The organism is Leucobacter sp. USHLN154, assembly GCF_037145595.1.
Taxonomy (GTDB): domain Bacteria; phylum Actinomycetota; class Actinomycetes; order Actinomycetales; family Microbacteriaceae; genus Leucobacter; species Leucobacter alluvii.
On sequence record NZ_JBBCXF010000006.1, the window covers coordinates 185,020 to 211,546 of the forward strand.

Here is a 26,527-nt window from a genome sequence, read left to right on the forward strand (position 1 = left end):
TGAACGCCCGCGAACCGCGAAACACCACATCCAGGAGTAAAGGAACCGTCAATGTCGACCTCCGAACCCATTCGAGAGCTCAGCGACCTCGTCGACCAGAAGAGCCTGCGCAAGAGCGTCGCCGCCGGCGCCATCGGCGTGCTGGTGCACTGGTTCGACTGGGCCGTCTACGCCTACCTCGCGGGCACCATCGCCTCCGTCTTCTTCCCCGAGGAGAGTGCGACCGCCGGCCTGCTCGCGACCTTCGCCGTCTTCGCGGTCTCCTTCCTCGTGCGCCCGATCGGCGCCATCATCTTCGGGCGGCTCGGCGATCGACTCGGCCGCAAGCAGACCCTCTCGATCGTGATCCTCGCGATGGCGCTCTCGACGCTCGTGCTCGGGCTGCTGCCCGGGTACTCCACGATCGGCATCCTGGCTCCGATCCTGCTTATCGCGACGCGCATCGTGCAGGGGCTGGCTGCCGGCGGCGAGTTCGGCAGCGCTGCAGCCTTCCTCGGCGAGTTCTCGCCGGCGAAGCGCAGAGGCTTCGGCGTCAGCTGGCTCGAGTTCGGCAGCCTCCTCGGGTTCCTGCTCGCCTCATTCGCAGTGTTCCTGCTGAACCTGGCCTTCGATCAGCAGCAGATCGCCGATTGGGCCTGGCGCGTCCCGTTCCTCATCACGGTGCCGCTCGGCTTCATCGGCCTCTACATCCGCCGCAAGATCGAGGACACCCCCGAGTTCCAGCAGCTGCAGGAGCTCGAGACCGTCTCGCACGCCCCCGTCAAGGAGGTGTTCCAGCGCAACTTCAAGGAGTTCATCCAGACCTGCGGCATGGAGACCTTCATGAACGTCACGTTCTACGTCGTGCTCGTCTATCTGCTCACGTACCAGGAGGTGACCGTCGGCATCGATGCCGGCAACGCGGCGCTTCTCTCGACGCTCGCCTCAGCGCTCGGACTCATCGTCGTGCCGCTCGCGGGGATCGCATCGGATCGCGTCGGACGCAAGCCGGTGCTGCTCACGGCCGCGGTCGCGCTCACGGTGCTCTCCGTTCCGCTGTTCATGCTGATGAACGACCCAGCGCCGTGGGCGACATTCGTCTCGACGCTCGGGCTCGCCCTGATCCTCGCCATCGTGCTCGGCACCCACGCCGTCACCGTCGTCGAACTCTTCCCGACCCGCACGCGGCAGACGGGCCTCTCGATCGCCTACGCCCTCACGGCGGCACTGTTCGCCGGCACCGCACCGTACCTGCTGACCTGGCTCATCGACACAACGGGCGATCAGCTCGTCCCCGGCTACTTCCTCGTCGGAGTCGGGCTCGTCGGCGTCGTGACGGTGCTCAGCCTGCCCGAGACCCGCGGCATCCCGCTGCTCAAAGCGCAGGATCTCGAGACGGCGACCGTGACGATCCCCGATATTCGCACCTCCGGAACTGCTAGCACTTCCAGCACCCCCAGCACTTCCAGCATCCCCGGCAATTCCGGCACCCCCGGCACTTCCAGCACCCGCATCGAAGGAGACCAGTCATGACCAGAACCCTCGCAGAGTGGCAGGCAGCCGCGGCCGCACTCGAATTCGATGGCCGACCGGTGATCGACGGCGTGAGAGTCGCCGCGAGCACCGGTGAGACCATCACCAAGACGAACCCAGCCACCGGCGCCGCTCTCTCGGAGATTCACGCGTGCAGCGACGTCGAGGTCGACGCCGCGGTCGCCTCCGCCAGGGCCGCCTACGAGTCGGGAGCGTGGTCGCGGGCCGGCGCCGGCTTCCGCCGCGAACGCCTCCTCGAACTCGCGCGGCTGATCGAAGCGCGGGCAGATGAATTCGCGCTCTACGACTCTCTCGACATGGGCAAGCCGGTGCGCGAGTCCGCGTCGATCGACGCACCCGGATCCGCGGCCCTCTACCGCTTCTACGGCGAGGCCATCGAGAAGCAGGAGGATCTGATCCCGGTCACGCCGCCGGGGTCGACCGCGCTGGTGACGCGCGAAGCACTCGGCGTCATCGCGGTGATCGTGGCGTGGAACTATCCGCTCGAGATCGCGACGTGGAAGCTCGCTCCCGCGCTCGCCGCAGGGAACTCGGTCGTGGTCAAGCCTCCGGTGGAGGCCTCGCACTCGACGCTGCTGCTCGCCGAGCTCGCGATCGAAGCCGGCATCCCCGCCGGAGTGCTGAACGTCGTCACGGGGCGCGGATCCACCGTGGGACGTGCGCTCGGTCGGCACGAGGACGTCGATATGCTCGCATTCACCGGCTCGACCGAAGTCGCCAAACAGCTGCAGCAGTACGCCGGGCAGTCGAACATGAAGCGACTCGCGCTCGAAGCGGGGGGCAAGAGCTCGAATCTGATCTTCGCCGACTGCGACGACCTGCGCGCTGCAGCCGAGAAGGCCGCCTTTGGAAGCTTCTACAACCAGGGCGAGGTCTGCTCGGCGAACTCCCGCATCTTCGTCGAGCGGGAGGTCTACGAAGAATTTCTCGCGCTCTACGCAGAAGCGGCTCTGGCGTACGCGCCCGGTGACCCGCTGGATCCTGCGTCGGGAATCGGTTCGCTCGTTTCAGAGAGGCACGCCGACGAGGTGTGGGCGACGATCGAACGGGCCCGCACCGACGGCAGGATCGCCGCGGGCGGCACCCGGCCCGAGATCAACGGCTCGCGCGCCTTCATCGAGCCGACGATCGTGACCGACGTGCCGGCCGACCATGAGGTGCACACGCGAGAGATCTTCGGACCCGTCGCTGTCGTGACACCGTTCGACTCGGAAGACGAAGCGATCGCGCGAGCGAACGAGACCGCGTTCGGCCTCGCGGCCTCGCTCTGGACGGGAAGTCTCTCGCGGGCGCACCGGGTGTCGCAGCGCCTGGTGGCCGGCACCGTCTCCGTCAACACCGTCGACGCACTCGGCTTCACCACCCCCTTCGGCGGATTCAAGCAGTCCGGTTTCGGGCGAGACCTGTCGGTGCACGCGCTCGAGAACTACACCGACTACAAGACGACGTGGCTGCAGTGGGGGTGAGCACCGTGGACCGCGCCAGGTGATTCACGACACGATCGCACCGGAACACACCAGTGAACGCGTCAGAGGCCACTTCACACCGAAGTGCGAACCGATGTCGACGCGGCATTCAACACAGCAGAAGAGGAAACGAACATGAACGGTCTGGCAGAAAAGGTTGCATTTGTCACGGGCGGAGGCTCGGGCATCGGGCGGCAGGTGTCGCTCCGCCTGGCGCGGGAGGGCGCGAAGGTCGGCGTCGTTGACCTGCGCGAAGCGGCGGCTCAATCAGTCGTCGAGGAAATCGTGGCCGGTGGTGGCGAAGCGATCGCCGTGGTCGCCGATGTCACGTCGGCGGCGCAGGTCGAGGCAGGAGTCGAACGCCTCGTGGACGCGTACGATGCCGTGCACTTCGTGGTGAACTGCGCCGGGGTGGCGCTCGGCGAAGGCGGCGTCGTCGACTGCACTGAGGACGCATGGGATAAGACCATGGCGATCAACGTCAAGAGCATCTTCCTCACCGGCAAGTACGCCATTCCCCGCATCATCGCAGCGGGTGGCGGCTCGATCGTGAACATCGCGTCCGTCTTCGGCATGGTTGCAAACCCGGATGAGTGCGGGTACGCCGCTTCGAAGGGCGCGGTGATCAACCTCACGCGCCAGATGGCGGTGCAGCACGCGCAGGATCGCGTGCGCGTCAACGCGGTGCTCCCGTCCGACTGCGATACGCCGCTCATCGCGGGTCTTCTCGGCGTCGAAGGCGCCGCGCTCGAAACTGCGAAGGCAGAACTCGCCGCGCCCATCCCCTTCGGACGGCTCGCTCAGCCCGAGGAGATCGCTTCGGGAATCACGTTCCTCCTCTCCGATGACGCTGCATTCATCACCGGGGTCTCACTTCCCATCGACGGCGGCTTCCTGACCAAGTAGGTCGGAAGCAGCCACTGGAGAAAGCCAGCAACCATGAGTGCAACGTCGCAACCTCACGTTCCCACGATCGAAGACAAAACGATCCAACCCATCCCCCTCGACGAGCGTCACGGCAAACCACGTGACCTCTTCACCATCTGGTTCGGCTCGAACATCATGGTGCTCACGATCGTCACCGGCGCCCTCAGCACGACGGTGTTCGGGCTCGACTTCTGGAGCGCGGTGATCGCCGTCGCGATCGGCAACCTCCTCGGCGCCGTCTTCATGGCGCTCCATTCAGCGCAGGGGCCTCAACTCGGCGTTCCGCAGATGGTGCAGACGCGTGGCCAGTTCGGATCGTACGGCGCACTTCTCGTCGTGATCGTGACCGTGCTCATGTACGTCGGTTTCTTCGCGGCGAACCTCGTACTCGGAGGCCAGGCGCTCTCCACGATCATTCCCGGGCTGCCGGTGAACGCCGGCATCATCATCATCGGCATCGTGAGCGTCATCGCGACGATCTACGGATACCGCCTGATCCACGCCTATACGAAGATCTTGAGCATCGTCTCCGGTATCGCGCTCGTGGTCGCATTCGTGCTGCTCGCGATGTCGGCGACGGGGAGCGACTTCGGCGTCGTGGGCGGCTTCAGCTGGGGCGGCTTCATGGGAACCGTCTCGGTAGCGGCTCTCTGGCAGATCGCCTACGCGCCCTATGTCTCCGACTACTCGCGGTACCTCCCCCGCGATACGGGCCCGAAGGCGGCGTTCTGGGCCTCCTACTGGGGCTGCGTGCTCGGCGCGACGCTGCCGATGATCCTCGGCGCACTCGTGGGTGCGAAGCTGCTCGCCGCCGGAATGAACCCGGACAACGTGGTCGAAGGAATGGGACAGTTGCTCCAGCCGGTGACCGTCGTGATCGTCGGCATCTTCTCCTTGGGCGTCGCGGCGACGAACTCCATGAATCTGTACTGCGGCGTGCTGTCGACGCTCACCGTCGTCCAGTCGTTCAAGCCCTCGTGGACGCCGCGTGCAAAGACCCGTGCAGTGACGGCGGTCATCATCTTCGCGATCGCGCTCGGCCTCGCGCTCATCGGGGCCGACAACTTCCTCGTGTACTACTCGAACTTCCTCGCCCTGCTGCTGTACGTGCTCGTGCCGTGGACGGCGATCAACCTGGTGGACTACTACTTGCTGAAGCACGGCGACTACCGCGTCGCCGACTTCTTCAAACAGGACGGCGGCATCTACGGCCGATTCAACTGGGTGGCGATCGGCTGCTACGTCCTCGGCGCAGTCATCCAGATCCCATTCATGGTGACGGCGCTGTACACCGGTCCCATCGGAGCCGCGCTGGGTGATGTCGATATCTCGTGGATCGTCGGGCTCATCGTGATCTGCCCGATCTACTTCTTCGCGCAGCGCGCTGTGGAACGCCGCCAGGCGGAACGTCGCATTCCGGTCGAGGTCTGAGCCGATCGAATCCGCTCGAGGCCGCCGGAGGCGGGCGGCCTCGAGCCAGGGAGCGCTGATGAGTACGATTGCGGATGCCGGCGACGGGCTCACCCGGTCGACGGGCGAAGACGGCGTGCTCGTGCTGCACGCGCTCGAGCGGGCTCGGCATGACCCGTTTCGAAGTTTCATCGCCGTGGCGGAGTCGGCGCCGCAGTTGTCTCATCCCCGAGCCGCGTTCGCCGGGGTGCCCTTCGCAGCGAAAGACAATCTCGAAGCGCGCGGCTTCCCGACCACCGCGAATACTCCGGCGTTGCTCGGCACGTCGGGCACTGCAGAGAGCCCGGCGGTCGCTGCGCTTCGCGCTGTAGGTGCGGTGTTGATCGGCAAGACGGGCATGCACGAGCTCGCACTCGGCGTCACGTCGAGCGCAGCCGCGTCCCCCCGCGACCGTGAATCCGCGGGATTCGCGTCGGAGCGCCGGTGGCTCATCGGGGGGCTCGGGTGCAGCAGTGGCCGCGGGGATCGTCCCCTTCGCGCTCGGCACCGACACGGGGGGATCGATCACCATTCCAGCCGCGTGGTGCGGAGTCTACGGCTTCCGCCCATCGACGGGCCGCTGGTCAGCTCAGGGGACTGTGCCGCTCTCGAGCACGCGCGATACGGTCGGCGTGATCGCCGAATCCGTGCAGTGGATCGCCGAGGTGGATCGCGTGGTCGCCCCCCGATACCAGGGGCACCGAAGCGGGCGTCCACCGAAGCGCTCTCGGTTGCGCATCGGGATTCCCGATGAGGACTCAGAATGGGTGACGCACTGCGACGCCGAGGTCGCGCGTGCATGGATGGAGGCGTTGCTGATTCTCGCCCAAGTACCCGACATTGAGCTGGTACCGGTGGTGGATCCGGGCCTGCACCGAGCGGAGCGGTCGTGCGGAGCCACTATCGAGCTCTGCGAAATCTCACACGAGCTGACGCGCTACCTCGGCCGGCTGCCGGAGCCGATCCCGTTCGGCGAGCTTCGCGATCGAGTTGCCCGCGCGGAGGTTCGCGGTCTGCTCGACGAGTCGCTCGGGCACCGCAATGATCGGCACGGGTACGCGGCGGCGCTGAGGCTGCGCAGCGCTCTGCAGCGCATGCACGCGGAGTTCCACACAGCGTATGCGCTCGACGCCCTGCTCTACCCATCCGTGCCGATGGTCGCCTCGTTGCTCGAGGCTCCTCGTCCACGGGCCGAGGGGGCCATGGGCGAGCGGGCGCCAGGCGATGCCGAAGTCTTCGCGCGCGCAACGCGGAATGTGAACCCGGGCTCGGTGGCGGGCGCCCCGGCTCTCACTGTGCCAGCGCCCCGTTACTCCGAAGGTCTCCCTGTGGGGCTCACACTCGAAGGGGCGCGCTTCGCCGATCGCCGGCTCATCGAGGTGGCCGGACGCGTGGCCCGCCGGTTACACGAACATGCCGATCAATTGAAATGATCTAGATCACATCAAAAGACTATTTTACTGATCGATCGGGCCCTGGAACCATTGGGAACCAATGACGGTCTTCCGTCCAGTCACCGACGACTGAAAGGACACAGAACATGACTTTGCAGCCAGAGACGCTCTCGGATCACGAGGCCGCGGCCGAGGTGCCGAGCGGAATCGCCGAGATCGCCAAGCGTCATCTCGTGATGAACTTCACGCCGGCGAGCAAGTATCGCGACGATGATCTCCCGGTGTTCGTGCGGGGGGAGCACTGCTCCGTCTTCGACGAGAGCGGGCGCCGGTTCTTCGACGGTCTCGCCGGTCTCTTCTGCGTGCAGCTGGGCTACACCCATGGCGCAGAGGTCGGCGACGCGGTGCGCGAGCAGCTCGCCACGCTCCCCTTCCAGACGACGTGGAGCGTCACGCATCCACCCGCAGCCCTACTGGCGCAGAAGATCGCCGAACTCGCGCCCGGCGACCTGAACCGCGTGTTCTTCGCGTCGGGCGGCGGCGAATCGAACGAGGCCGCGATCAAGCTCGCGCGCCAGTACCACATCACTCGCGGTGACCACGCGCGGTACAAGTTCATCGCGCGTCGTGTCGCGTACCACGGCACCAGCTTCGGCGCGATGTCGCTCAACGGCATGACCGACGTGCGCAAGATGTTCGAGCCGCTCATGAACGGAGTGCGGCACACGCACAACACGAAGCGCTACCGTCGGCCTGAAGGCGAGACCGCGGCGCAGACCACCGACTTCCTACTCGGTGAGCTGGAGTCGCTGATCGTCCAGGAGGGCGCGGATACGATCGCTGCGCTCATCATGGAACCGCTGCAGAACGCCGGGGGCAGCCTGACGCCTCCGACGCCCGAGTACTTCGCCGGCGTGCGCGCGCTGTGCGACACATATGGCATCCTGCTCATCGCCGACGAGGTCATCACCGGATACGGCCGTCTCGGGTCATGGTTCGGTTCCGCGCACTACGGGTTCCAGCCCGACATGATCACGTTCGCCAAGGGAATCGCGTCGGCGTACGTTCCCCTCGGCGGCGTCATCGCGAGCGACCGGATCATCGAGACCGTGCTGGACGGGCCCGTCGGCATGTTCAACCACGCGCTGACCTACGGCGGGCACCCCGTCGCGTGTGCAGCGGCGTTGAAGAACCTCGAGATCATGGAGCGCGAAGGCGTCGTCGAGAACGTTGCAGCCCTGAGCCCGTACCTGGGCGAGAAGCTCGGCGAGGTCGCTGCGAAGCACGTCAAGATCGTCGGCGACCTGCGCGGCGACGGCTTCCACCGCAGCTTCGAGCTGGTCACCGACCACGCGGCCAAGCGCTGGGCCGCTGATCCCCTCTCTGCGGGCGACTTCGTCAGCGGGTATCTGAACCCGGCGCTCGCAGAGGTCGGCCTCATCTGCCGCGTCGCGATCGACGCGGAGGGCAACCCGCTCGTGCAGGTGTCGCCGCCCCTGGTGATGACGCGCGAAGACATCGACGAGCTCGCGTCGCTGCTCGACCAGGCCTTCACCATCGCCTCCGACGGAGCAGGCCTCTAGCGGCTGCGCTCGTGGGCGGCTCGGCCGAGCATCATCGTGGATGCTCGACCCGAGTCGCCCTTCACGCCTCACGCGGATAGCGGGGGCGATCCTGTGCTGCTCGGGACGGTTCCCGCGCGGCGAAGCCTCAAAGGAGAGAATCATGACGCAGGAACCACCCGTCGTCACGCAGACATTCGTGCGATTCGAACAACAGCACATCATGCCCATTCCCGAGAACGAGCGGACGGGCACGAACTGGTCGCTCTTCGCGATCTGGGTCGGGCTGAACATGATGCCGCTCACCGTGGTCACCGGTGCCGTCGCGAGCGGCGCGTACGGGCTGCCGATCGGGTGGAGCATCGTCGCGATTCTCGCGGGGAATGTGATCGGCGCGTTCGGCTCCGCCCTGCACGCCTCGCAGGGGCCGCATCTCGGGATCCCGCAGATGCTGCAGGCTCGCGCGCAATTCGGATATCTCGGAGCGAGCCTCTTCGCGCTGATCGCATTCGTGATGTTCATGGGGTTCTTCGCGAGCATCCTGATCGTCGCGAAAGATGCGCTCGCGGCGGTCTTCCCCGACTTCAACGGGACGGTCGCGATCCTCGCTTTCGCTGCGATCGGGATCGTGCTCTGCGTCTTCGGCTACGACCTGCTGCGCAAGACGATGGTGTGGTTGTCGATCGTGATCGCGGTGGCGGTCACCGTGTCGATGATCATGTTCTGGACGAAGCCGGAGGTGACCTCGCAGCGGGCGGAAGCCGCGTTCACCTACGAGGGCTTCTTCGCGATGCTCGCGATCGGCATCGTCTGGCAGCTCGCGTATGCGCCGTACGTCTCCGACTACTCGCGGTACCTGCCGAAGGCGACCGGACCGAAGACCGCGTTCTGGAGCACGTACCTGGGGCTCGTGGTCAGCTCGGTGTTCGTGATGACGCTCGGTGTGCTGCTCGGAGCCGCGAACCCGGAGAACCCGCTCGCGGCCCTCGGCGACTTCCTCGGCCCGGTCGGCATGGTCGTGCTCATCATCTTCGCGGTCAGTTCAGCGCTCATCAACGGCGTCGAGCTGTACTCGGCAGTGATGAACGCGCTCACGGTGATGCAATCGAACTTCAAGACCGTCATCACCTCCGGCACGCGGGTCTGGACCACGATCGTCTGCGGCGTACTCGCCACCCTCATCGCGATTCTGGGTCAGGGGGACTTCATGACGATGTTCGAGAGCTTCCTGACGCTGCTGCTGTACGTGCTGATTCCGTGGTCGGCGATCAACCTCGCCGATTACTTCATCGTGCAGAAGGGGCACTACGTGGTCGCGGATCTCTTCGATCCGACCGGTGGCCGCTACGGCAAGTGGAACGCCGTGGGGCTCTCGAGCTACGGGATCGGACTGCTCGCACAGGTCCCGTTCATGATCACCCCGCTGTTCACCGGGCCCCTCGCCGAACCGCTGCAGGGCATCGACATCGCCTGGCTCGTCGGCTTCGCGGTGACGGCAGCGGTCTACCTGCTGCTCGTACGCCGCCGCGCCCAACGCCGCACGCTCGAGCAGGACTCGGCGTCGGCCTCGGAGTCGCGCACCGCCTCGGAGTCGCACACCGGCTCCGCCTGAGCGCGGCGCGCCCACAGGGGTTCGGCGGGAAACCGGCGGTTACCGGGCCCCGTGGGCTGCCAGCCGGAAGAACTCGGGCGGAGTCGAGTGCCCCATCGCCGCGTCGGCGAGCACGCGACCGATCGCGGGTGTGAACTTGAACCCGTGGCCGGAGAACCCCGCACCCACGGTGATCGGGCCGACCGTGTCGAGCACGAATCTCCCCGAGTCGGTCGAGGTGTACGTGCAACTGATCTCGGTCGGCGAGTCCGGGTCGAGCCCCGGGAACCATTCGGTGACGTACCGCCGCAGCGTCGCGCGCTGGGCATCGCTCGCGCGGAACGGGCGGGCGTCAGGGTCGACGGTCTCGCCGACCCTGTGGAAACCGACCTTCACGCCTTCTTGGGGGCTCGGCATCCCGTAGACGGGAGCGGCGAAGCTCGCCAGCAGCTCGGGCGGCAGCAGATGGTTGAACGACGGCCACGGGATCGACGCCGATCGCGGCGCGAAATGTGCCGGATGCTCCTCGGTGACGGTGAGCGACGGCAGTTCGACCAGGCCGTCGAGCAGCGGCGCCGTCCACGCGCCGGCGGCGACGGTCACATGATCGGCGACCAGCTCGCGGATGCCGCCCTCGCGGCCGCGGCTCGTCACGCGCACCCGGGCGTCGTTCGCGCTCGGCTCGATGCGCATCACCTGTTCGCCGCGCTCCACGATCGCCCCGTGGCGGATCGCGCTCGTCTCGAGCGCTGCGAGCGCACGTGCGGCGTGCACGATGCCGGCCTCCGCGCTGAGCAGCGCGCCGCCTGCGAAGCGCATCCCCGGCCAGCGGGCGCCTGCCTCGTCGGCCGAGAGCAGCGACACCGCAGCTCCGCGCGCGACGAGCGCATCGTGTGCGGACGCGACCACGCCCTCGTCTCCATGCGTCACGAGGCCGTGGAGGCCGAGCAGCTCGGTGCGGGTCTCTGATTCGAGCGCGCGCCACAGCGTGGTCGCCTCGTCGAAGAGGTCGAGGTACGCGGGCTCGTCGTACGCGTTGTTGAGGTTGCGCGTCGAGCCGTGCGACGCGCCGCGAGTGTGGTGCGCTTCGAAGCGTTCGAGCAGACGCACGCTCGCTCCGCGGGAGGCGAGCTGCCGAGCCGTGGCGAGGCCCATGGCGCCGCCGCCGATCACGAGGTGGTCGGTGGGCTCGCTCACAGTCGTGCGATCTCTTGTCGCGGGCGTACGGCGATGTCGGTGAGCTGGACGTCTGCGGGAGCGTCGACGACGAAGCGCACGGTCTCCGCGACGGACTGCGGGCGGATGTATCGCTCGGGCCGGTACTGATCCGCCGGGATGCCGGCGCGCAGCATGTCCGTGTTCGTCTGCCCGGGAGCGATCGTGACGACGCGCACCCGGTGCGGTTCTTCGTCGATGCGCAGGACGTCGGCGAGGCCGCGCAGAGCGTGCTTCGACGCGGTGTAGACGGCGCTGCCCGCGACCGGGCGGGTGCCCGCGCCCGAACCGATGAAGACGACGGTCGCAGCGGCGGCGCGCAGGAGGGGGAGCGCTGCGCGGGTGATGAGCGCGGGCCCGGTCACATTGCTGGCCAAATGGCGTTCCCAAGCCGATGCGTCGGCTGTCTCGACTGAGAGATGCTCGCCAATCGCCGCAGCGTGCACGAGCACGTCGAGTCGGTCGAGGTCGGCGATCCTGCGCGAGAACGCTTCGTGGTCGGTGACATCGAGCTGCCACGCGGTGGCGCCGGTCTCTGCGACGACCGCGTCGAGACGCCCGGCGTTGCGCCCGACGGCGATGACGCGATGGGTGCGGGTGAGTTCGCGAACGATCTCGCGCCCCATGCCGCCGGAAGCACCTGTGACGAGAGCGATGGGGCGGTCGTTCGAACGGTGGTCAGGCACGGTGGGCTCCTTCGAGTGGTCGGGGATGCGCGGCGGAGTCTGCGGCCGCGCCGTGGCTCGGCGAGAGCCCGGATCGGGCCCGTCGGGCGACGACGATGAGACTGCGCGCCACGCGATCGGTTTCGCGCAGCATCGGAGGATCGGTTCCCGGCATCGGGCTGATCACCGTGTCGTGGAGCGCCGCATCGACCGGAATGCCGGCGACGTGCACCGCGTCGTCGAGCGAGCCGTCGGCGTGCACGAGCAGCCCGGTCGCCGGATCGATGTCGAAGGCGCCGGTCTCGCGGGGTTCCCCGGATCGCGCGCTGATGCGGAACGGCCGCGCTCGCCCGGCTTCGACCAGGCCGAGCGCGAGCGGGTCGGAGCTGTCGGCGAGGCGATGGAAGTGCATCCAGGAATCGATGAGTGTCGCAGCGGTCACCTGCGAATCGGTCACGCACGGCGACGCGGCCGTGAACCCCGCGTCGGAGATGGCGACACGGGCCCTCGGGCCGATGAAGCGCACGAACCCGGCCTCGGCGAGCGCCAGCAGCTGGCGGTTGCGGAACGCGGGCGGTCCGGATCCTGCCATGCCGCCGACGGCCATGAGCATCGCGAATCCCGAGGCTCTCGATTCGGCGTCGAAGCCTCCGAGCGAACCCACGCGGTTGGCGACCCCCCGCGCAGAGCTCACCGACCAGAGCCCCGCCTTCCAGGCGCTGTCGCGACCCAGCGCGGCCTCATCGAGATCATGGGACACGCGTCCCGTCACCCAGGCGTCGAAGGCTTCCGCACTGTCGAAGACGTGTCGGACCGGGCGCATCTCGCCGAGCAGATCGAGTCGGTCGGCGGCATCCGCGATGAACGGCGCCACCGCGTCAGCCACGTCCTGGGCGACCGCTTCGAGCGCATCTGCGTCAGCGGCGTCGCGATCCGAGGCGGGGTTCGCGACGGGAGCGGCGGCGAGATGCGGTTGGATCGCGGCGGCGATCACCGTCTCGACGTCATCGGCGGTGCCCGACGCCGCGTCCGGCCGCACGCGTCGCAGTGTGCGGTAGTGGTCGAAGTGCGCGTCGGCGACGATGCGCGGCCAGAACTCGCGGTCGAAGTCGATGGGTCGAGGTGCCGTCGCCCAGTCGACGCCGGCGAGAAAGCGCTGCTCTGGTCGCGGGGGGAGCGAACCGTAGAGCGTCTTCGCGCGGAACGGGACTCCGCGCCCCGAGGTCACATGCAGCACGGGCTCGCGCCCCGAGGGCTCGTAGCGCAGCCCGCCGCGCGCCCGCGCGTCGGCGACGAACTCGCCGCCGCGCCCGAGCGTGAGCAGCGCCATGGTGTCGAAGAACCCCATGCCCATTCCGCGCACGATCACGTGCTCTCCCGAACTCACTCCGCTCAGGTCCTGCTCGACGGGACTCGCCGGTCGCACCCACGACAGTTCGGGTCGCTCGGCGAGTACTGCTGTGAACTCGCGTTCTTCCGCTGTCTCGATGGTCGGCAGCCACCCGGTCGCGAGCACGACGGCGTCCGCTTCGACCGCACCGCCGTCGCGCAGGCCGATGCGCTGCCGCCCTGCATCGCCCTGGGCCACGCTCACGGCGCGCTCGCGGTGGCGAATCACGCGCACGCCATCGGGCAACTCTGCGATCGCTCGCTCGAGGCACCACTCCAGGTACTCGCCGTAGAGTGCTCGGCTCGGGTGCGACTCCGGGCGGAACGCCTCGAGCTCGCGGCGGTACGCATCGGCGAATCCGGGTCGGATCGGGTGGGCGTCGACCACCGCAGCGTGCGCCGCCGGAATGCGGTCGATCGCCGCGGCGAGCGCATCCGAAACCGTCGTGCGCGTCGCCGACTCGTTCGCCGGCTGCGTTGCGAGCGCCAGCAGCCCCCATTCGTAGAGTGTGGGGCCGACGCGGACCGGACCCGTGATGGAGCTGCCGGTCTCGGTGAAGAGCGTCACGGCGTCGGCGAGGGTGTTCATGCAGAGCTCGCGGGTCTGGTCGGTGCGCCAGATGCGCCCGGCGCCGAATGCAGTCTCCTCGATGAGGTGCAGTTCGAGGTCGCGTGCGGGTGCGGCGCGACCAGTGCCCGCGGTGTCGGGCTCGGAGGCGGCTGCGTGCAGGTGGGCTCCGATGCGCTCGACGAGCGACGTGCCGCGCGGCCCGACTCCGATGATGGCGATCGTCGGCAGAGGGGTCATGGTTCCGTTATACGCGGCCGGGGGCCCGGATGTCTGATCGGATGACCGTTTATGACGCGAGGAGTTCATGAAGTTCTGTGACACCGAGGATTTCCGCTAGCTTATGAGAGCTATAACATTAGCCGGGTTGCCTGCATCATGACGCAGAGACAGCACCACAGATTCACGAGTTCGCAGAAGGAGCACCATGAAGAAGCACCGCATCGCCTGGATCGCCACGATGGCAGTAGCCGCGATGGCGCTCACCGGGTGCTCGGCGAACGCTGGCGGCGGCTCCGGCGACGGCGCGGCGCAGGAGGGCGGCACGCTCACCTACCTCGAACCGCAGACCTGGAACACGCTCTACCCGCCGGCCGCGGGCTTCTACCCGAACGGCGGCGTAGTCAACCAGGTGACGGATCGCCTGCTCTACCAGAACCCCGAGACGCTCGAGCTCGAGCCGTGGATCGCGAGCGAACTGCCCGAGGTGAATGCGGATGCGACGGAGTACACGTTCAAGCTCCGCGAGGGAGTGACCTACTCCGACGGCACACCGCTCGACGCGGAGAACGTCGTCAAGAACTTCGATCTCTACGGCAAGGGCGACACCGACCGCGCGCTGTCGATCTCCGAGGCCATCAACAACTACGACCACGGTGAGGCGATCGACGAGTACACGGTGAAGTTCTTCTTCACCGCCCCGTCTCCTGGCTTCGCGCAGGCGACGTCGACGATCAACTCCGGCCTGCTCGCGAACGCGAGCCTCGACCGCACGAACGAGGAGTTCGGGCCGGGCAACGCCACCGAGATCATCGGCAGCGGGCCGTTCGTGATCTCGGACGAGCAGATCGGCAAGCAGACCGACCTGGCGGTGCGCGAGGACTACGACTGGGCGCCGGAGTCGCGCGAGCACGAAGGTCGCGCCCACCTCGATGCCGTGAACATCATCGTCGCCGGCGAGTCGAGTGTGCGCGTCGGCACGGTCACCTCGGGTCAGGCGCAGATCGCTCGATCGATTCCAGCACCCGACGAGGCGCAGTTCGCCGGCGACAACCTGGCGCTCGTGCACGCCGCCACGAATGGAGTGAACAACAGCCTCAGCTTCCGCTTCGCCCACGCCCCGCTCACCGACATCAAGGTGCGACAGGCGATCATCGCGGGCATCGACCGCGAGGCGATCGTGAGCACCCTCTTCACCGAGAACTACCCGCTCGCCACCGGCATCCTCGCGGAGACCGCTCTCGGCTACACGGATACTTCCGAGTTCTACGAGTACGACCCGGCGAAGGCGGAGCAGCTGCTCGATGAGGCCGGCTGGGCGCCGGGGTCGGACGGCATTCGTGAGAAGGACGGCGAGCGCCTCTCGATCACCTTCAACGAAGCGCTGCCGCAGCCTCGCTCGAAGGAGGTCGTCACCCTCATTCAGGAGCAGCTCGCAGAGCTCGGCATCGAGGTCGAGCTCTTCCCGGGCGATCAGGCCGCGCAAGACGAGGCGCGACTCGACGCCGACACGATCCAGGTCTACCACTCCATGGTCGGCCGCGCGGATTACGACGTGCTGAAGTCGCAGATCTACTCGACGAACCGCAACGCGAACCTGAACCTCGATACGGAGTCCGGGACCATCCACGACCCCGAACTGGACGCCGCGCTCGCCGAGATCGCCTCCGTGCCGACGGCTGAGGAGCGCGCCGCCGCATCCGCGAAGGCGCAGCAGCGCATCGCCGAGCAGGCCTACGTGCTGCCGCTCTTCGAGGAGCCCCAGGTCTTCGGGCTCCAGGCCTCCGTGCAGGGCTTCGCCACCGAGTCGATCGGCAGGCCCTCCTTCTACGACGTGCAGCTCGGCAAGTGAGTCGGGCGGCGCTGCTGCGACGCGTCGGCCAGGCGATCCTGGTCCTCGCGCTCGCGTACACCGCCGCCTACGTGCTGCTCGCGGCGCTGCCGGGCGACGCGGTGATGGCACGCTTCGGCAACCCCGACCTCGGGCTCTCAGCCGAGCAGCTCGCCGACATTCGGGCGAGCTACGGGGAGGATCGCCCATTCCTCGTGCGGTTCTTCGACTCGGTCGGGGCGTTCCTGCAGGGTGACCTCGGGTATTCCGTGCAGAGCGGGGCGGCGGTCTCCACTCTCCTCGCCGAGGCGCTGCCGTCGACGCTCACGCTCGCGGTGGTCGCGCTGATCCTCGCCGTCTTCCTGGCGGTCGTCATCGCGTTCACTGCGAGCTACGGAGCCGGCAGCTGGTTGCGCCGCGCGTTCCGCAACCTGCCGCCGCTCTTCGTGTCGCTGCCGGTCTTCTGGATCGGCATCGTGCTCATCCAAGTCTTCTCGTTCCAGCTCGGTCTCGTGCCGACGATCGGAGCGACCGAGCTGCAGGCGCTCATTCTGCCCGCCATCACGCTCGCCATCCCGATCGCGGCGCCCCTCGCGCAGGTGCTGCTGCGCAGCATCGACGAGGTGAGCGAGCAGCCGTTCGTCGCGGTGGTGCGCGCCAGGGGAGCCAGCACCAGTTGGCTGCTGTGGCGCAACGTCGCCCCGAACGCCCTGCTGCCCGCGATGACGATGGCCGGTCTGCTCTTCGGGGAACTCGTCGGCGGAGCGATCGTCACCGAGGCCGTCTTCGGACGCGTCGGCATCGGCGCGCTCACGGCGCAGGCGGTCGCCAACCGAGACACCCCCGTGCTGCTCGCGGTCGTCGTCATCGCGACCGTCGTCTTCGTCACGATCAACCTCGTGGTCGATCTGCTCTACCCCGTGCTCGATGCGCGGCTCAGGCAGCGCACCGCGCGCAAGTCGATAGGAGCGACCGCATGACCGCGATCGACGTCTCAGCCGCACGCGCGGTGCCGCCGACCGGGGCGCGCGCCTGGTCGTGGCGCGCCCTTCGGCGCCCGGGCATCATCGTGCCGGCGCTCGTGCTGCTCATCGCACTCGCGTGGGCCGTGGCCCCCGGGCTGTTCACCTCCGTCAACCCGACCGCGAGCGTCGGGCCGGCACTGCAGGCGCCGAGCTCCGAGCACTGGTTCGGCACCGACGCGACGGGGCGCGACCTCTACGCACGCGTGATCTACGGCGCTTCGCAGTCGATCAGCGCCGCGTTGATCGCCGTACTCGTCGGGCTCGTCGCAGGCTCGCTCATCGGCATCACCGCGGGCGCCGTCGGCGGCTGGGTGGATGAGACCCTCATGCGCGTGGTCGACGTGCTGCTCGCGATCCCGACCCTGCTGCTCTCGCTCAGCATCGTGATCCTGCTCGGCTTCGGCACCGCGAACGCTGCGATCGCAGTGGGAGCCACGTCGATCGCAGTGTTCGCCCGACTGTCGAGATCCCAGGTCGTGAGCGTACGCGCGAGCGAGTTCGTCGAAGCCGCCTACGGCTCCGGCGGTACGTTCTTCGGGGTGCTCTGGCGGCACATTCTGCCGAACTCGCTCACCGCCGTGATCGCGCTCGCCGCGCTGCAGCTCGGTTCGGCGATCCTGCAGATCTCGACGCTCGGATTCCTGGGATACGGAGCGCCGCCGCCCACGCCGGAGTGGGGCCTGCTCATCGCGGAGGGGCGCAACTACCTGGCCACCTCGTGGTGGCTGACCGTGCTTCCCGGAATCGTCGTGGTGTTCGTGGTGCTCGCGAGCAACCGACTGAGCCGGGCCATCAGCGATGGAGGCAACGCATGAGCGTCGAACCGCTGCTCAGCATCCGCGATCTCGCCGTGCAGTACCGCACCCGGCAGGGACACATCGACGCCGTGCGCGGCATCGGTTTCGATGTGCGCGCCGGCGAGGTCACCGCCGTGGTGGGCGAGTCGGGATCCGGCAAGACCACGGTCGCCCAATCGGTCATCGGCCTGCTCCCCGCCAACGGGCGGGTGACCGCCGGCAGCGTCACGCTGAACGAGCGACGCCTCGGGTCGACCGAACTCGTCGGCCTTCCCGAGCGGCGCTGGCGCGACCTGCGCGGCCGATGCATCGGGCTCATTCCGCAGGATCCGGGCAACTCCCTCAACCCGGTGCAACCGGTCGGAAAGAGCATCAGCGAATCGCTGCGCATCCACGGTCGGCCGAGTCGCGACGAGGTGCACGACCGCGTCCACGCACTGCTCGAGCAGGTCGGCATCGATCAGCCGATCAAGCGGGCCAAGCAGTACCCGCACGAGTTCTCCGGCGGCATGCGTCAGCGCGTCCTCATCGCGGCGGCGCTCGCCAATGATCCCGAGCTGATCATCGCCGACGAGCCCACCTCCGCGCTCGACGTCACCGTGCAGCGCACCGTGCTCGATCTGATCGACCGCCTGCGCGAGGAGATGGGAACGGGCGTGCTGTTCATCACGCACGACCTCGCGGTGGCGGCGGATCGCGCCGACAGCGTGGTCGTGATGCGCGGAGGCGAGGTGCAAGAGTCCGGCCCGGCAGCGCAGGTACTGGCGAAGCCGTCGTCTGATTACACGAAGCAGCTCATGGCCGATGCGCCCTCGTTCGGCAAGCTCGTCGAGCGGGAGTCGATCGCTGTCGCATCCGTTCCCGGCGGTGCAGCTGCGACTCCCGCATCACCTGCGCCGGCGGCCCCGCTCGTCGAAGTGCGCGACCTGCATCAGGTGTTCGGGCGCGGCTCAGACGCCTTCGTCGCGGTCGACGGGGTGTCGTTCACGGTGGCGCGGGGCACCACCCACGCCCTCGTCGGCGAGTCGGGTTCGGGCAAGACCACCACCGGTCGCGCGATCGCCGGCTTCTCCGTTCCGACGGCGGGCAGCGTGAGCGTCGACGGTGCAGAGGTCACCGAGCTGCGGCGCTCCGGCCTGCGCGAGTTCCGGCGGACCACGCAGATGGTCTACCAGAACCCGTACGGCTCGCTCGATCCTCGTCTCTCCGTTGGGCAGACGCTCGCCGAGCCGCTCAAGAACTTCCGCATCGGCACTGGGAGTCGCGCGGATCGCGTCGAGCGGGTCGCCCACGCGCTCGAGATCGTCTCGCTGCCTGCCGAGTTCGCTCAGCGTCGCCCCCGCGAGCTGTCGGGCGGGCAGCGGCAGCGGGTCGCCATCGCCCGCGCACTGATCGTCGAGCCCGAGCTGGTGGTGCTCGACGAAGCCGTGTCGGCGCTCGACGTCACGGTGCAAGCGCAGATTCTTCGACTGCTCGCGCGCCTGCAGCACGAGTTGAGCCTCACCTATGTCTTCATCTCGCACGATCTCGCCGTCGTTCGCCAGATCTCCGACACGGTGACCGTGCTGCAGCGCGGCCGCCAGGTGGAGCACGGCCGCACCGAAGACGTGTTCAGCAATGCGCAAGACCCCTATACCCAGCGCCTCATCGAGGCGATCCCCGGCGCATCGCTGTCGTCGGGGCACTGGGAGATCTGACACTAGAAGGAGCACCACCGCAATGACCCTTCCCGCATTCGTCCACACCGACATCATCGCCGCACTGACCGGCATCTCCCCGGGCGACGCCCTCGATCGGGCGCGCGATCGCCGCCCGGAATCGAAGCAGCACGCGCAGGGCAGCTTCGAGGCGCTCTTCGTGCCGCTCGACGCCTCTGAGGTGTCGCTGGCCGAGCGGGCCGCGGTCGCGCTGTTCGTCGCGCGGCTGCACGAGGAGCCGGAGGCCGTCGCGTTCTACGGTGCGCTGCTGCGCGAGACGGGGGGTGGTGCCGGGCTCGAGCCCCTGATCGTCGCAGAGGCCGGGCGCGCTGCTGGGCAGGGCCCGTACGGGGCGTTCCGCGCGGAGAACGCCCCCGAGAGCGAAGCCGGGCCCGAGTACAGCGTCGCCTCGGTCGAAGCCGCCTATGCGCTGGGCGATCGGCTCTCAGCGGCGCTCGAGCACGCGCACATGCTGGTGCTCCACCCCCGCGACGCCGATCGTGAGCGCCTCGGTCGGCTGCTCGACGCCGGATGGAGCAGCACCGGTATCGTCACGCTCTCCCAGCTCATCTCGTTCCTCGCGTTCCAACTGCGCGTCGCCCACGGCTTGCGCGAACTGCGCGAGAGCGTCGGCGGCGCCGCGGCGACGCGCGCCGAAGACCTCCCGGCGCTCGCCGCCGACGTCGCCGCGGTGGCGCGCGAACGTGCAGGGGCGTCGACCGAACAGGCGCCGGTTGCGGCTGCAGAGGCACTGCCAGCTGCGCCTCGTGTCGACGAGCCAGCACGCTTCACGCAAGACGTGCTGGGGTGGAAGCCGTGGCTCGAGCCCCTGCCGGTCGCCGAGTTCACCGAGGCGCACTACGACGCGCTCGTGCAGCGCGACCGCGTGCACATGCCGTACTTCCGGTTGCTCGCGCGTGATCCCGAAGCGCTGCGGGAGCGCACGCTCACCGACCTCGACATCTTCTTCAACACCGACGCCGGGCTGCCTCGCGCCGAGCGCGAACTCGCAGCGGCCGCCGCTTCGCGCTTCAACGGGTGCGTGTTCTGCGCCTCGGTGCATTCGCGGTTCGCGACGGAGCAGGGCGCCGATCGTGCCGAGGTGCAGCGGTTGCTCGACGAAGGGGTGGGGGCGCGGATCTCGACGAGGATCGACGCCATCGTCGACGCGACCGTCGCTCTGACGGCGACGCCGCCGCGCTTCGGGCAGCCCCAGATCTCCGCCCTGCGCGACGTGGGGCTCGCCGAGCTCGAACTGCTCGACGCGATTCAGGCGGGGGCCTTCTTCAACTGGGCGAACCGCCTGATGCTCTCGATCGGTGAACCCACGACGGCCTGAGGCGCACCGCCGGCTCCCCGATCTATCGATGAGCCGGCGGGGCCGAAGGATTGGTCTCCTGCAACTTGGCACTTGTGGACCTTGAGGCAGACCAATGCAGCCGGGCAAGCTGGTGCGTATGACCGAATCCCAGGCATCAGCGTCCACCGCAGCTCCGACCACCGGCTCGCCCCTCGTCAAGCGAGGCCTCGCCGACATGCTCAAGGGCGGGGTGATCATGGACGTCGTCACCCCCGAACAGGCGAGGATCGCGGAAGACGCCGGTGCCGTCGCCGTGATGGCGCTCGAGCGCGTTCCGGCGGACATCCGCGCACAGGGCGGGGTGGCGCGCATGAGCGACCCGGACCTCATCGACGGCATCAGAGCGACCGTTTCGATTCCCGTGATGGCGAAGGCCCGCATCGGGCACTTCGTCGAAGCGCAGGTGCTCGAAGCGCTCGAGGTGGATTACATCGATGAATCGGAGGTGCTGTCGCCTGCCGACTACGTGAACCACATCGACAAGCAGCGGTTCACGGTTCCGTTCGTGTGCGGGGCGACGAACCTGGGCGAAGCGCTTCGCCGCATCTCAGAGGGTGCGGCGATGATCCGCTCGAAGGGCGAGGCCGGCACCGGCGACGTCTCGGAGGCGACCAAGCATATCCGCACCATTCGCGGGGAGATCGCCCGCCTCTCCGCGCTCGGTCCGGATGAGCTGTACGTCGCGGCGAAGGACCTGGCTGCGCCGTACGACCTCGTCCGAGAGGTCGCGGCCGGTGGCCGCCTGCCGGTGGTGCTCTTCACCGCGGGCGGGGTGGCCACGCCCGCGGATGCGGCGATGATGATGCAGCTCGGCGCCGACGGGGTCTTCGTGGGATCCGGCATCTTCAAGTCGGGCGACCCCGCGAAGCGTGCCGCCGCCATCGTGCGAGCGACAGCGCGTTTCGATGACCCCGGCGCGATCGCAGAGGCCTCCCGCGGACTGGGAGAGGCCATGGTGGGCATCAACGTCGCCGACCTGCCCGCCCCGCACCGCTTGGCCGCGCGAGGGTGGTGACGGAGCCCCGCTCGGCACCCGTCGTCGGGGTGCTCGCGCTGCAGGGGGGCGTGTCGGAGCACGGCGACGTGCTCGAGCAGCTCGGCGCGCGCGTCGTGCTGGTGCGACGCGAGAGCGACTTCGCGGGTGCTGACGGGGCGCGCATCGATGCGCTCGTGCTGCCCGGCGGAGAATCCAGCGCACAGGATCGGCTGCTCCGCCTCTTCGATATGGCTGAGGGCCTGCGATCGATCATCACGGAGGGGCTCCCCACGCTGGGAACGTGCGCCGGGCTCGTGCTGCTCGCCCGAGAGGTGCGGGATGCGGCACCCTCTCAGAGATCGCTCGACGTGCTCGACGTCGCCGTGCGACGCAATGCGCTCGGCCCGCAGCTGGTGTCGCACGAGGTCGACATCGCGGTCGACGCGGCTGAGGTGATCGGGCGGCAGGACGGCCGCGTACGTGCGGCGCTCATCCGCGCTCCGGAGGTGCTTTCAGTCGGAATCGGCGCTCGCGCGATTTGCCGAGTCGACGGGCACGTGCTCGGCGCCACGACGGCGGCGCCCGGGGGTGACTCGGACGCGGGGCCCGAGCGCGACACGGATGGCAGGATCGGCGCTCGCGACGCTCGGCGCAGGCTCGGTACGGTGACGGGCATCGCCTTCCATCCGGAGCTCACGGGCGACGCGGCCTTCCACAGGGCGCTCCTCGCGCAGGTCCGCTGATCGCATGGCGTGCGGGCGCGGGGAAGGGGGGGGGAAGCGGAGGGTCGCGCCGGCCTACGTGCTGTGCAGGTGCAGCCGTTCGCCGACCGTGTTGAAGATGCTGATCACCTCGCACGGCGTCGTCCCCTCGGCCTGCATGAGGTGCGGCACCGTCGTGTCGAACTCCGCCGCCTCGCCTCGACCGAGCACGTGCTCGCGCTCGGCGAGTGAGAGGCGCAATCTGCCCGACAGCACGTAGAGCCACTCGTGTCCCTCGTGCACCTGCAACTCGCACTCGGGAGCTCCGGGGTGGTAGGTGATCTTGAACGCGCGCACCTCCGAGGCCTCCCGCGTGAGCGGAGCGATCGTCATCCCGTCGCGACGTATCGTGGTGCGGTGCACGCGAGGGTCTCGATCCGGAGCGTCGAGGAGGTCATCGACGCGGATGCCGAGCTGTCGGGTGACGGGGAGCAGGAGTTCGAGGCTCGCTTGCCGTTTGCCGGATTCCAGCCGTGAGAGCGTGCTCGTGGACATCCCGGCCCGAGCCGCGAGGTCCTCCAGAGTCCATCCGCGATCCTGCCGCGCGGCGCGCAGTCTCGGCCCGAGGCGCTGCAGTTCATCCATGATGCTCCTTGCCATTATCGCAAATCAGATTGCAATTATTGCACATTCCCCCGAGGCTGGGACCATGACGAATACTGAATGGGATGCCATTGTGATCGGCGGCGGGGCGGCAGGACTGAGTGCGGCGCAGGCGCTCGGACGTTCGCTTCGGCGCACCCTCGTGATCGACGGGGGCGCACCGCGCAACCGCTTCGCCTCTCACATGCACAACGTGCTGGGCCTCGACGGCACTCCGCCGCTCGAGCTCGTCGCACGCGGACGCGCCGAGGCCGAGACCTACGGGGTCGAGTTCCGGCAGGCGGACGTGCGCGGGGTGCGGGATACGAAGGGGGAGACGTCGTCCGCTTCCCTGGAGGCTGGCAGCCCGGGCGGTTCGATGTCCGTCGAACTCGGATCGGGAGAGGTGCTGCAGACGAGGGCTCTGATCGTCGCGACGGGTGTGACCGACGTGCTGCCCGAGATCCCCGGACTCGCGGAGCGATGGGGCACGAGCGTCCTGCACTGCCCGTACTGCCACGGCTGGGAGGTTCGGGGCAGGCGAATCGCGGTGATCACCACCTCGCCGCTCGGCATGCACCAGGCGAAGCTGCTGCGGCAGTGGAGCGATGACGTCACCGTGTTCACGGCCGGACTCGTCGACGCGCGCGGCGACAGCGTGCTCGATGCCGATACCGAACGCGGAATGCGGGCCCGGGGCGTGCGCTTGGTCTCGGCCCCGGTCGTCGAGGTCGTCGGATCGGGTGCCGATGTCAGCGGGGTGCGCACCGCCGACGGGCGGGAGTTCGAGATCGACGCGGTCTTCACGGGATTCGCCATGGTGCCGCAGGATCAGTTCCTCTCCAGCGTCGCGCTCGACCGCAGCGAGACCCCGATGGGCCTCACGATCTCGGTCGATCCGATGCAGCGCACGAGCCACCCGCGCATCTGGGCTGCGGGGAACGTCGTGAGCCCCGCGGCCTCCGTGCCCCTCGTGATGGGTGCGGGCAACATGGCGGGTGCAGCGGCGAATGCCGCGCTCGTCGATGAGGATTACGCGCTCGCCGCAGCTGGGGTGAACTGAGGTGGGCGCGCACCAGCACGGACCGCACGCCCCTGGCGAGCAGCGCTCGGGGGACGAAGCGCACGGGCACACCGATGCGAGCGCAGTGCCGTCGGATCCGGTGGCCTTCTGGGAGCAGCGGTACGGCTCGGCCGACCGGATCTGGTCGGGTGCGGTGAATCGTACGCTCGCAGATCTCGCACATGACTGGGCGCCGGGGCGCGCCCTCGACCTCGGAAGCGGAGAAGGCGGTGATGTGCTCTGGCTCGCGGAGCGCGGATGGGATGCGACTGGCATCGATCTCTCGTCGACCGCCGTCGCCCGGGCGCGGGCCGCGGCTGCGGAGCGGGGTCTCGCGCGGGCGCTTTTCATCGCCGCAGACCTCGGCGAGTGGTGCGACGATCCGGCCGGCGTCGACGGTAGCGCATCACCGTTCGATCTCGTCACAGCGAGCTTCTTCCAATCACCGGTCGCGCTGCCCCGCGACCGCATTCTGCGGACGGCCGCTGGCCGCGTGGCCCCCGGAGGGCGGCTCGTGCTCATCGCCCACGCCGCCGCGCCCCAGTGGTCGTCGCATCACGACGAAGACTTCCCGACGCCCGCGACGGAGCTCGCGGACCTCGGGCTGCGCCCGGACGCGTGGACCGTCGAGGTCGCAGAAGTGCGCGATCGCTCCGGGCGCGGCCCCGACGGAACGGCGCACCTGCTCAGCGATTCCGTGGTGGTGGCGCGGAGGCGCTGACCGATGCGGGGAGCGGCGATGACGCTCCCCGCCGGATCCCGCATTATCCGTCTTTTCCCCCCGCACCGATACCTGTCCTACCGGTCGCAGGAGTCTATGAGACGACGCTTATCGGCGGACTGCTCAACGCGGCGTTGGGAGCGATTCGAACACTCTCTGTGGAGACGCGCGATCCCTCGGGCTGGATCTCGAACCAGCGTACCGTCACCGGCAGCTGGGTCGCGCTGGGCTTGCAGCCTCCGACGTGCAGCATGACGCCGGCCGCGTGAACGACGATGGCGCCCATCCGCCGGAGCGGAGGGCGACATCGAGGTGTGCACGCGGTTAGGGGAGCAGGCGATTCGGCCCGCGGAAGAGGTACGTGACCTCGCGAATCGACTGCTGCTTGAGCAGGAGCATCAGCACGCGGTTGAGGCCCATGCCGAAGCCGCCGTGCGGGGGCACGCCGTAGCGGAAGAAGTCGAGGTAGAAGCTGAGCTCCTTCGGATCCATTCCCTTCTCGACGGCCTGAGCTTCGAGCACCTCGATGCGGTGCTCGCGCTGCGCGCCCGTCGAGATCTCGGTGCCGCGGTAGATGAGGTCGTAGCTCTGCGTGAGCTGCGGGTTCTCAGCGTTGCGCATGTGGTAGAACGGGCGGATCGACGCGTCGTAGTCCGTGAGGAACACGAAGTCGTGGCCGAACTTCTTCTTGACGTGAGCCGCGATGCGGCGCTCGCCCTCCGGGTCCATATCGGCGTCGGCGCGAGGCACCTCGTAGCCCTCCGCCTTCACGATCTCCTTCGCCTCGGCGAGGGGGATGCGCGGGAACGGGCGCGACGGCACCTCGACCTCGATGCCGAAGAGCTTCTCGATCTCAGCGCCGAGCTGCTCCTTCACCGCGGTCAGGCCGGCGACGAGCAGCTCCTCATGCAGCTCCATCACGTCTTCCGGGGAGTCGATCCAGCTCAGCTCGGTGTCGATCGAGGTGAACTCGGTCGCGTGCCGCGACGTGAACGAGTGGTCGGCGCGGAAGGCGGGCCCCACCTCGAAGATGCCGCCGAAGCCCGCGGCCTGAGCCATCTGCTTGAAGAACTGGGGGCTCTGGGCGAGAAACGCTTTGCCCTCGAAGTACTCGACCTCGAAGAGCTCGGCGCGCGACTCGGAGGCGCTCGCCATGAGCTTCGGGGTCTGGATCTCGATGAAACCGCGATCGACCCAGACCTGGCGCAGCGCGTGCAGGAACGCGGTCTGCACGCGGAAGACGAGGTTCTGCTCGGGTCGGCGCAGGTCGAGGAAGCGCCAGTCGAGACGCACGTCGATGTTCGAGTCGCCGGCGACCGGGTTGTCGGGGAGCGAAGCCGTGACGACCTCGATCTCCTCGATCTGCACCTCGACGCCGCCGAGCTTCACGCGCTCGTTGTGCTGCAGCTCTCCGGTGACCGTCACGAACGAACCCTGGGTCAGTTCGGAGATCGTGGTGGTGCGGGGCACGAGCACGTCCGAGCGGGGGTTCTCGGGATCCGGCTCGCGCAGCACGCCGCCGTTGACGAGCTGGACGGCTCCCGACTCGTCGCGCAGCACGACGAACTGCACGTACCTCTGGTCGCGAACCTTCTCCACCCACCCGGAGACTCGTACGGTGCCGTCTTCGCGGGCGGCCAGGTCCTTGATCAATACACGCTCAGTCACCCGGACAGTCTAGCCGTCGCGCCACGAGGCGCCGTACGGGGCCGAATGGTGAGATGGAAGGCCGCCCG

Annotated in this window: 21 protein-coding genes and 1 pseudogene; 17 read left to right on the forward strand and 5 right to left on the reverse strand. The window is 68.4% G+C overall.

Annotated elements, in window-relative coordinates; genetic code table 11:
* The first annotated feature begins 51 nt into the window (after window positions 1-51).
* The 8 genes and pseudogenes from WFH23_RS12330 (at window position 52) to WFH23_RS12360 (ending at window position 9,943) form a co-directional block, all read left to right on the forward strand.
* Complete coding sequence (locus WFH23_RS12330) at window positions 52-1,512, forward strand: MFS transporter (protein ID WP_336662734.1); 1,461 nt, start codon at window positions 52-54, stop codon at window positions 1,510-1,512.
* The gene (locus WFH23_RS12335) at window positions 1,509-2,999 is read left to right on the forward strand and encodes an aldehyde dehydrogenase family protein (RefSeq protein ID WP_336662735.1); all 1,491 of its coding nucleotides are present in this window, start codon (window positions 1,509-1,511) and stop codon (window positions 2,997-2,999) included. The genes WFH23_RS12330 and WFH23_RS12335 overlap by 4 nt, the downstream gene beginning before the upstream one ends.
* 135 nt (window positions 3,000-3,134) lie before the next feature.
* A complete protein-coding gene (locus tag WFH23_RS12340) occupies window positions 3,135-3,905 on the forward strand; it encodes an SDR family NAD(P)-dependent oxidoreductase (RefSeq protein WP_200330285.1) in 771 nt (256 codons plus the stop codon).
* Between the two features lie 33 nt (window positions 3,906-3,938).
* Window positions 3,939-5,357 carry a purine-cytosine permease family protein gene (locus WFH23_RS12345; protein WP_200330283.1) on the forward strand — a complete coding sequence of 473 codons (1,419 nt, stop codon included), beginning with the start codon at window positions 3,939-3,941 and terminating at the stop codon, window positions 5,355-5,357.
* A 58-nt stretch (window positions 5,358-5,415) separates the two neighbouring features.
* Window positions 5,416-5,757, forward strand: a pseudogene (locus WFH23_RS14125) (amidase family protein); the annotation flags it as partial.
* Window positions 5,758-5,788: 31 nt separating this feature from the next.
* The gene (locus tag WFH23_RS12350) at window positions 5,789-6,808 is read left to right on the forward strand and encodes an amidase family protein (protein ID WP_336662737.1); all 1,020 of its coding nucleotides are present in this window, start codon (window positions 5,789-5,791) and stop codon (window positions 6,806-6,808) included.
* 107 nt (window positions 6,809-6,915) lie between these two features.
* On the forward strand, window positions 6,916-8,352 hold the full coding sequence (locus tag WFH23_RS12355) for an aspartate aminotransferase family protein (protein ID WP_336662739.1): 1,437 nt from the start codon (window positions 6,916-6,918) through the stop codon (window positions 8,350-8,352).
* A gap of 142 nt (window positions 8,353-8,494) precedes the next feature.
* A complete protein-coding gene (locus tag WFH23_RS12360; protein ID WP_200330277.1) occupies window positions 8,495-9,943 on the forward strand; it encodes a purine-cytosine permease family protein in 1,449 nt (482 codons plus the stop codon).
* Window positions 9,944-9,982: 39 nt separating this feature from the next.
* Here WFH23_RS12360 and WFH23_RS12365 read toward each other — a convergent pair whose 3' ends face one another.
* The 3 genes from WFH23_RS12365 to WFH23_RS12375 are packed head-to-tail and all read right to left on the reverse strand — an operon-like array spanning window position 9,983 to window position 13,999.
* Entirely contained in the window at window positions 9,983-11,119 is a 1,137-nt protein-coding gene (locus WFH23_RS12365) for an FAD-dependent oxidoreductase (RefSeq protein ID WP_336662742.1), read from the reverse strand.
* Window positions 11,116-11,823, reverse strand: a complete 708-nt coding sequence (locus WFH23_RS12370; RefSeq protein ID WP_336662744.1) for an SDR family oxidoreductase — start codon at window positions 11,821-11,823, stop codon at window positions 11,116-11,118. Before WFH23_RS12370 ends, WFH23_RS12365 begins: the two co-directional genes overlap by 4 nt.
* Window positions 11,816-13,999 (reverse strand): FAD/NAD(P)-binding protein, encoded by a 2,184-nt coding sequence (locus WFH23_RS12375; protein WP_336662746.1) that lies wholly within the window; start codon window positions 13,997-13,999, stop codon window positions 11,816-11,818. Before WFH23_RS12375 ends, WFH23_RS12370 begins: the two co-directional genes overlap by 8 nt.
* Before the next feature lie 187 nt (window positions 14,000-14,186).
* On the opposite strand from WFH23_RS12375, the gene WFH23_RS12380 reads away from it, so the two are divergent.
* From WFH23_RS12380 to pdxT, 7 genes are all read left to right on the forward strand, one after another.
* A complete protein-coding gene (locus WFH23_RS12380; protein ID WP_090146466.1) occupies window positions 14,187-15,830 on the forward strand; it encodes a TIGR04028 family ABC transporter substrate-binding protein in 1,644 nt (547 codons plus the stop codon).
* Entirely contained in the window at window positions 15,827-16,789 is a 963-nt protein-coding gene (locus WFH23_RS12385) for an ABC transporter permease (protein WP_336662748.1), read from the forward strand. The genes WFH23_RS12380 and WFH23_RS12385 overlap by 4 nt, the downstream gene beginning before the upstream one ends.
* Window positions 16,786-17,649 (forward strand): ABC transporter permease, encoded by an 864-nt coding sequence (locus WFH23_RS12390; protein ID WP_336662749.1) that lies wholly within the window; start codon window positions 16,786-16,788, stop codon window positions 17,647-17,649. Before WFH23_RS12385 ends, WFH23_RS12390 begins: the two co-directional genes overlap by 4 nt.
* On the forward strand, window positions 17,646-19,328 hold the full coding sequence (locus WFH23_RS12395; protein ID WP_336662750.1) for an ABC transporter ATP-binding protein: 1,683 nt from the start codon (window positions 17,646-17,648) through the stop codon (window positions 19,326-19,328). The genes WFH23_RS12390 and WFH23_RS12395 overlap by 4 nt, the downstream gene beginning before the upstream one ends.
* Window positions 19,329-19,350: 22 nt before the next feature.
* Window positions 19,351-20,667 (forward strand): alkylhydroperoxidase domain protein, encoded by a 1,317-nt coding sequence (locus tag WFH23_RS12400; protein WP_090146474.1) that lies wholly within the window; start codon window positions 19,351-19,353, stop codon window positions 20,665-20,667.
* 118 nt (window positions 20,668-20,785) lie between these two features.
* On the forward strand, window positions 20,786-21,703 hold the full coding sequence (gene pdxS / locus WFH23_RS12405; RefSeq protein ID WP_336662751.1) for a pyridoxal 5'-phosphate synthase lyase subunit PdxS: 918 nt from the start codon (window positions 20,786-20,788) through the stop codon (window positions 21,701-21,703).
* Window positions 21,700-22,407: a pyridoxal 5'-phosphate synthase glutaminase subunit PdxT gene (pdxT, locus tag WFH23_RS12410; RefSeq protein ID WP_336662752.1), complete on the forward strand. Its 708-nt coding sequence runs from the start codon at window positions 21,700-21,702 to the stop codon at window positions 22,405-22,407. The genes pdxS and pdxT overlap by 4 nt, the downstream gene beginning before the upstream one ends.
* Before the next feature lie 54 nt (window positions 22,408-22,461).
* Here the strand turns inward: pdxT and WFH23_RS12415 are convergent, their stop codons facing one another.
* Window positions 22,462-23,010 carry a helix-turn-helix domain-containing protein gene (locus WFH23_RS12415; protein ID WP_090146478.1) on the reverse strand — a complete coding sequence of 183 codons (549 nt, stop codon included), beginning with the start codon at window positions 23,008-23,010 and terminating at the stop codon, window positions 22,462-22,464.
* Between the two features lie 64 nt (window positions 23,011-23,074).
* Between WFH23_RS12415 and WFH23_RS12420 the strand changes: the two genes are divergently transcribed.
* Window positions 23,075-24,070 carry an NAD(P)/FAD-dependent oxidoreductase gene (locus tag WFH23_RS12420; RefSeq protein WP_336662755.1) on the forward strand — a complete coding sequence of 332 codons (996 nt, stop codon included), beginning with the start codon at window positions 23,075-23,077 and terminating at the stop codon, window positions 24,068-24,070.
* Window position 24,071: 1 nt separating this feature from the next.
* Entirely contained in the window at window positions 24,072-24,791 is a 720-nt protein-coding gene (locus WFH23_RS12425) for a class I SAM-dependent methyltransferase (protein ID WP_336662757.1), read from the forward strand.
* A 324-nt stretch (window positions 24,792-25,115) separates the two neighbouring features.
* Here the strand turns inward: WFH23_RS12425 and aspS are convergent, their stop codons facing one another.
* Complete coding sequence (gene aspS, locus WFH23_RS12430) at window positions 25,116-26,459, reverse strand: aspartate--tRNA(Asn) ligase (protein ID WP_336662759.1); 1,344 nt, start codon at window positions 26,457-26,459, stop codon at window positions 25,116-25,118.
* Between the last annotated feature and the right edge of the window lie 68 nt (window positions 26,460-26,527).

Bases quoted from the DNA above. Each gene is read 5' to 3' on its own strand.
- WFH23_RS12340 (WP_200330285.1), top strand. From the start codon at position 3,135: ATGAACGGTCTGGCAGAAAAGGTTGCATTTGTCACGGGCGGAGGCTCG.
- WFH23_RS12400 (WP_090146474.1), top strand. From the start codon at position 19,351: ATGACCCTTCCCGCATTCGTCCACACCGACATCATCGCCGCACTGACC.
- WFH23_RS12420 (WP_336662755.1), top strand. From the start codon at position 23,075: ATGACGAATACTGAATGGGATGCCATTGTGATCGGCGGCGGGGCGGCA.
- WFH23_RS12330 (WP_336662734.1), top strand. From the start codon at position 52: ATGTCGACCTCCGAACCCATTCGAGAGCTCAGCGACCTCGTCGACCAG.
- WFH23_RS12415 (WP_090146478.1), bottom strand. From the start codon at position 23,010: ATGGATGAACTGCAGCGCCTCGGGCCGAGACTGCGCGCCGCGCGGCAG.
- WFH23_RS12335 (WP_336662735.1), top strand. From the start codon at position 1,509: ATGACCAGAACCCTCGCAGAGTGGCAGGCAGCCGCGGCCGCACTCGAA.
- WFH23_RS12395 (WP_336662750.1), top strand. From the start codon at position 17,646: ATGAGCGTCGAACCGCTGCTCAGCATCCGCGATCTCGCCGTGCAGTAC.
- WFH23_RS12375 (WP_336662746.1), bottom strand. From the start codon at position 13,999: ATGACCCCTCTGCCGACGATCGCCATCATCGGAGTCGGGCCGCGCGGC.
- WFH23_RS12355 (WP_336662739.1), top strand. From the start codon at position 6,916: ATGACTTTGCAGCCAGAGACGCTCTCGGATCACGAGGCCGCGGCCGAG.
- WFH23_RS12380 (WP_090146466.1), top strand. From the start codon at position 14,187: ATGAAGAAGCACCGCATCGCCTGGATCGCCACGATGGCAGTAGCCGCG.
- WFH23_RS12360 (WP_200330277.1), top strand. From the start codon at position 8,495: ATGACGCAGGAACCACCCGTCGTCACGCAGACATTCGTGCGATTCGAA.
- WFH23_RS12345 (WP_200330283.1), top strand. From the start codon at position 3,939: ATGAGTGCAACGTCGCAACCTCACGTTCCCACGATCGAAGACAAAACG.
- WFH23_RS12390 (WP_336662749.1), top strand. From the start codon at position 16,786: ATGACCGCGATCGACGTCTCAGCCGCACGCGCGGTGCCGCCGACCGGG.
- pdxS (WP_336662751.1), top strand. From the start codon at position 20,786: ATGACCGAATCCCAGGCATCAGCGTCCACCGCAGCTCCGACCACCGGC.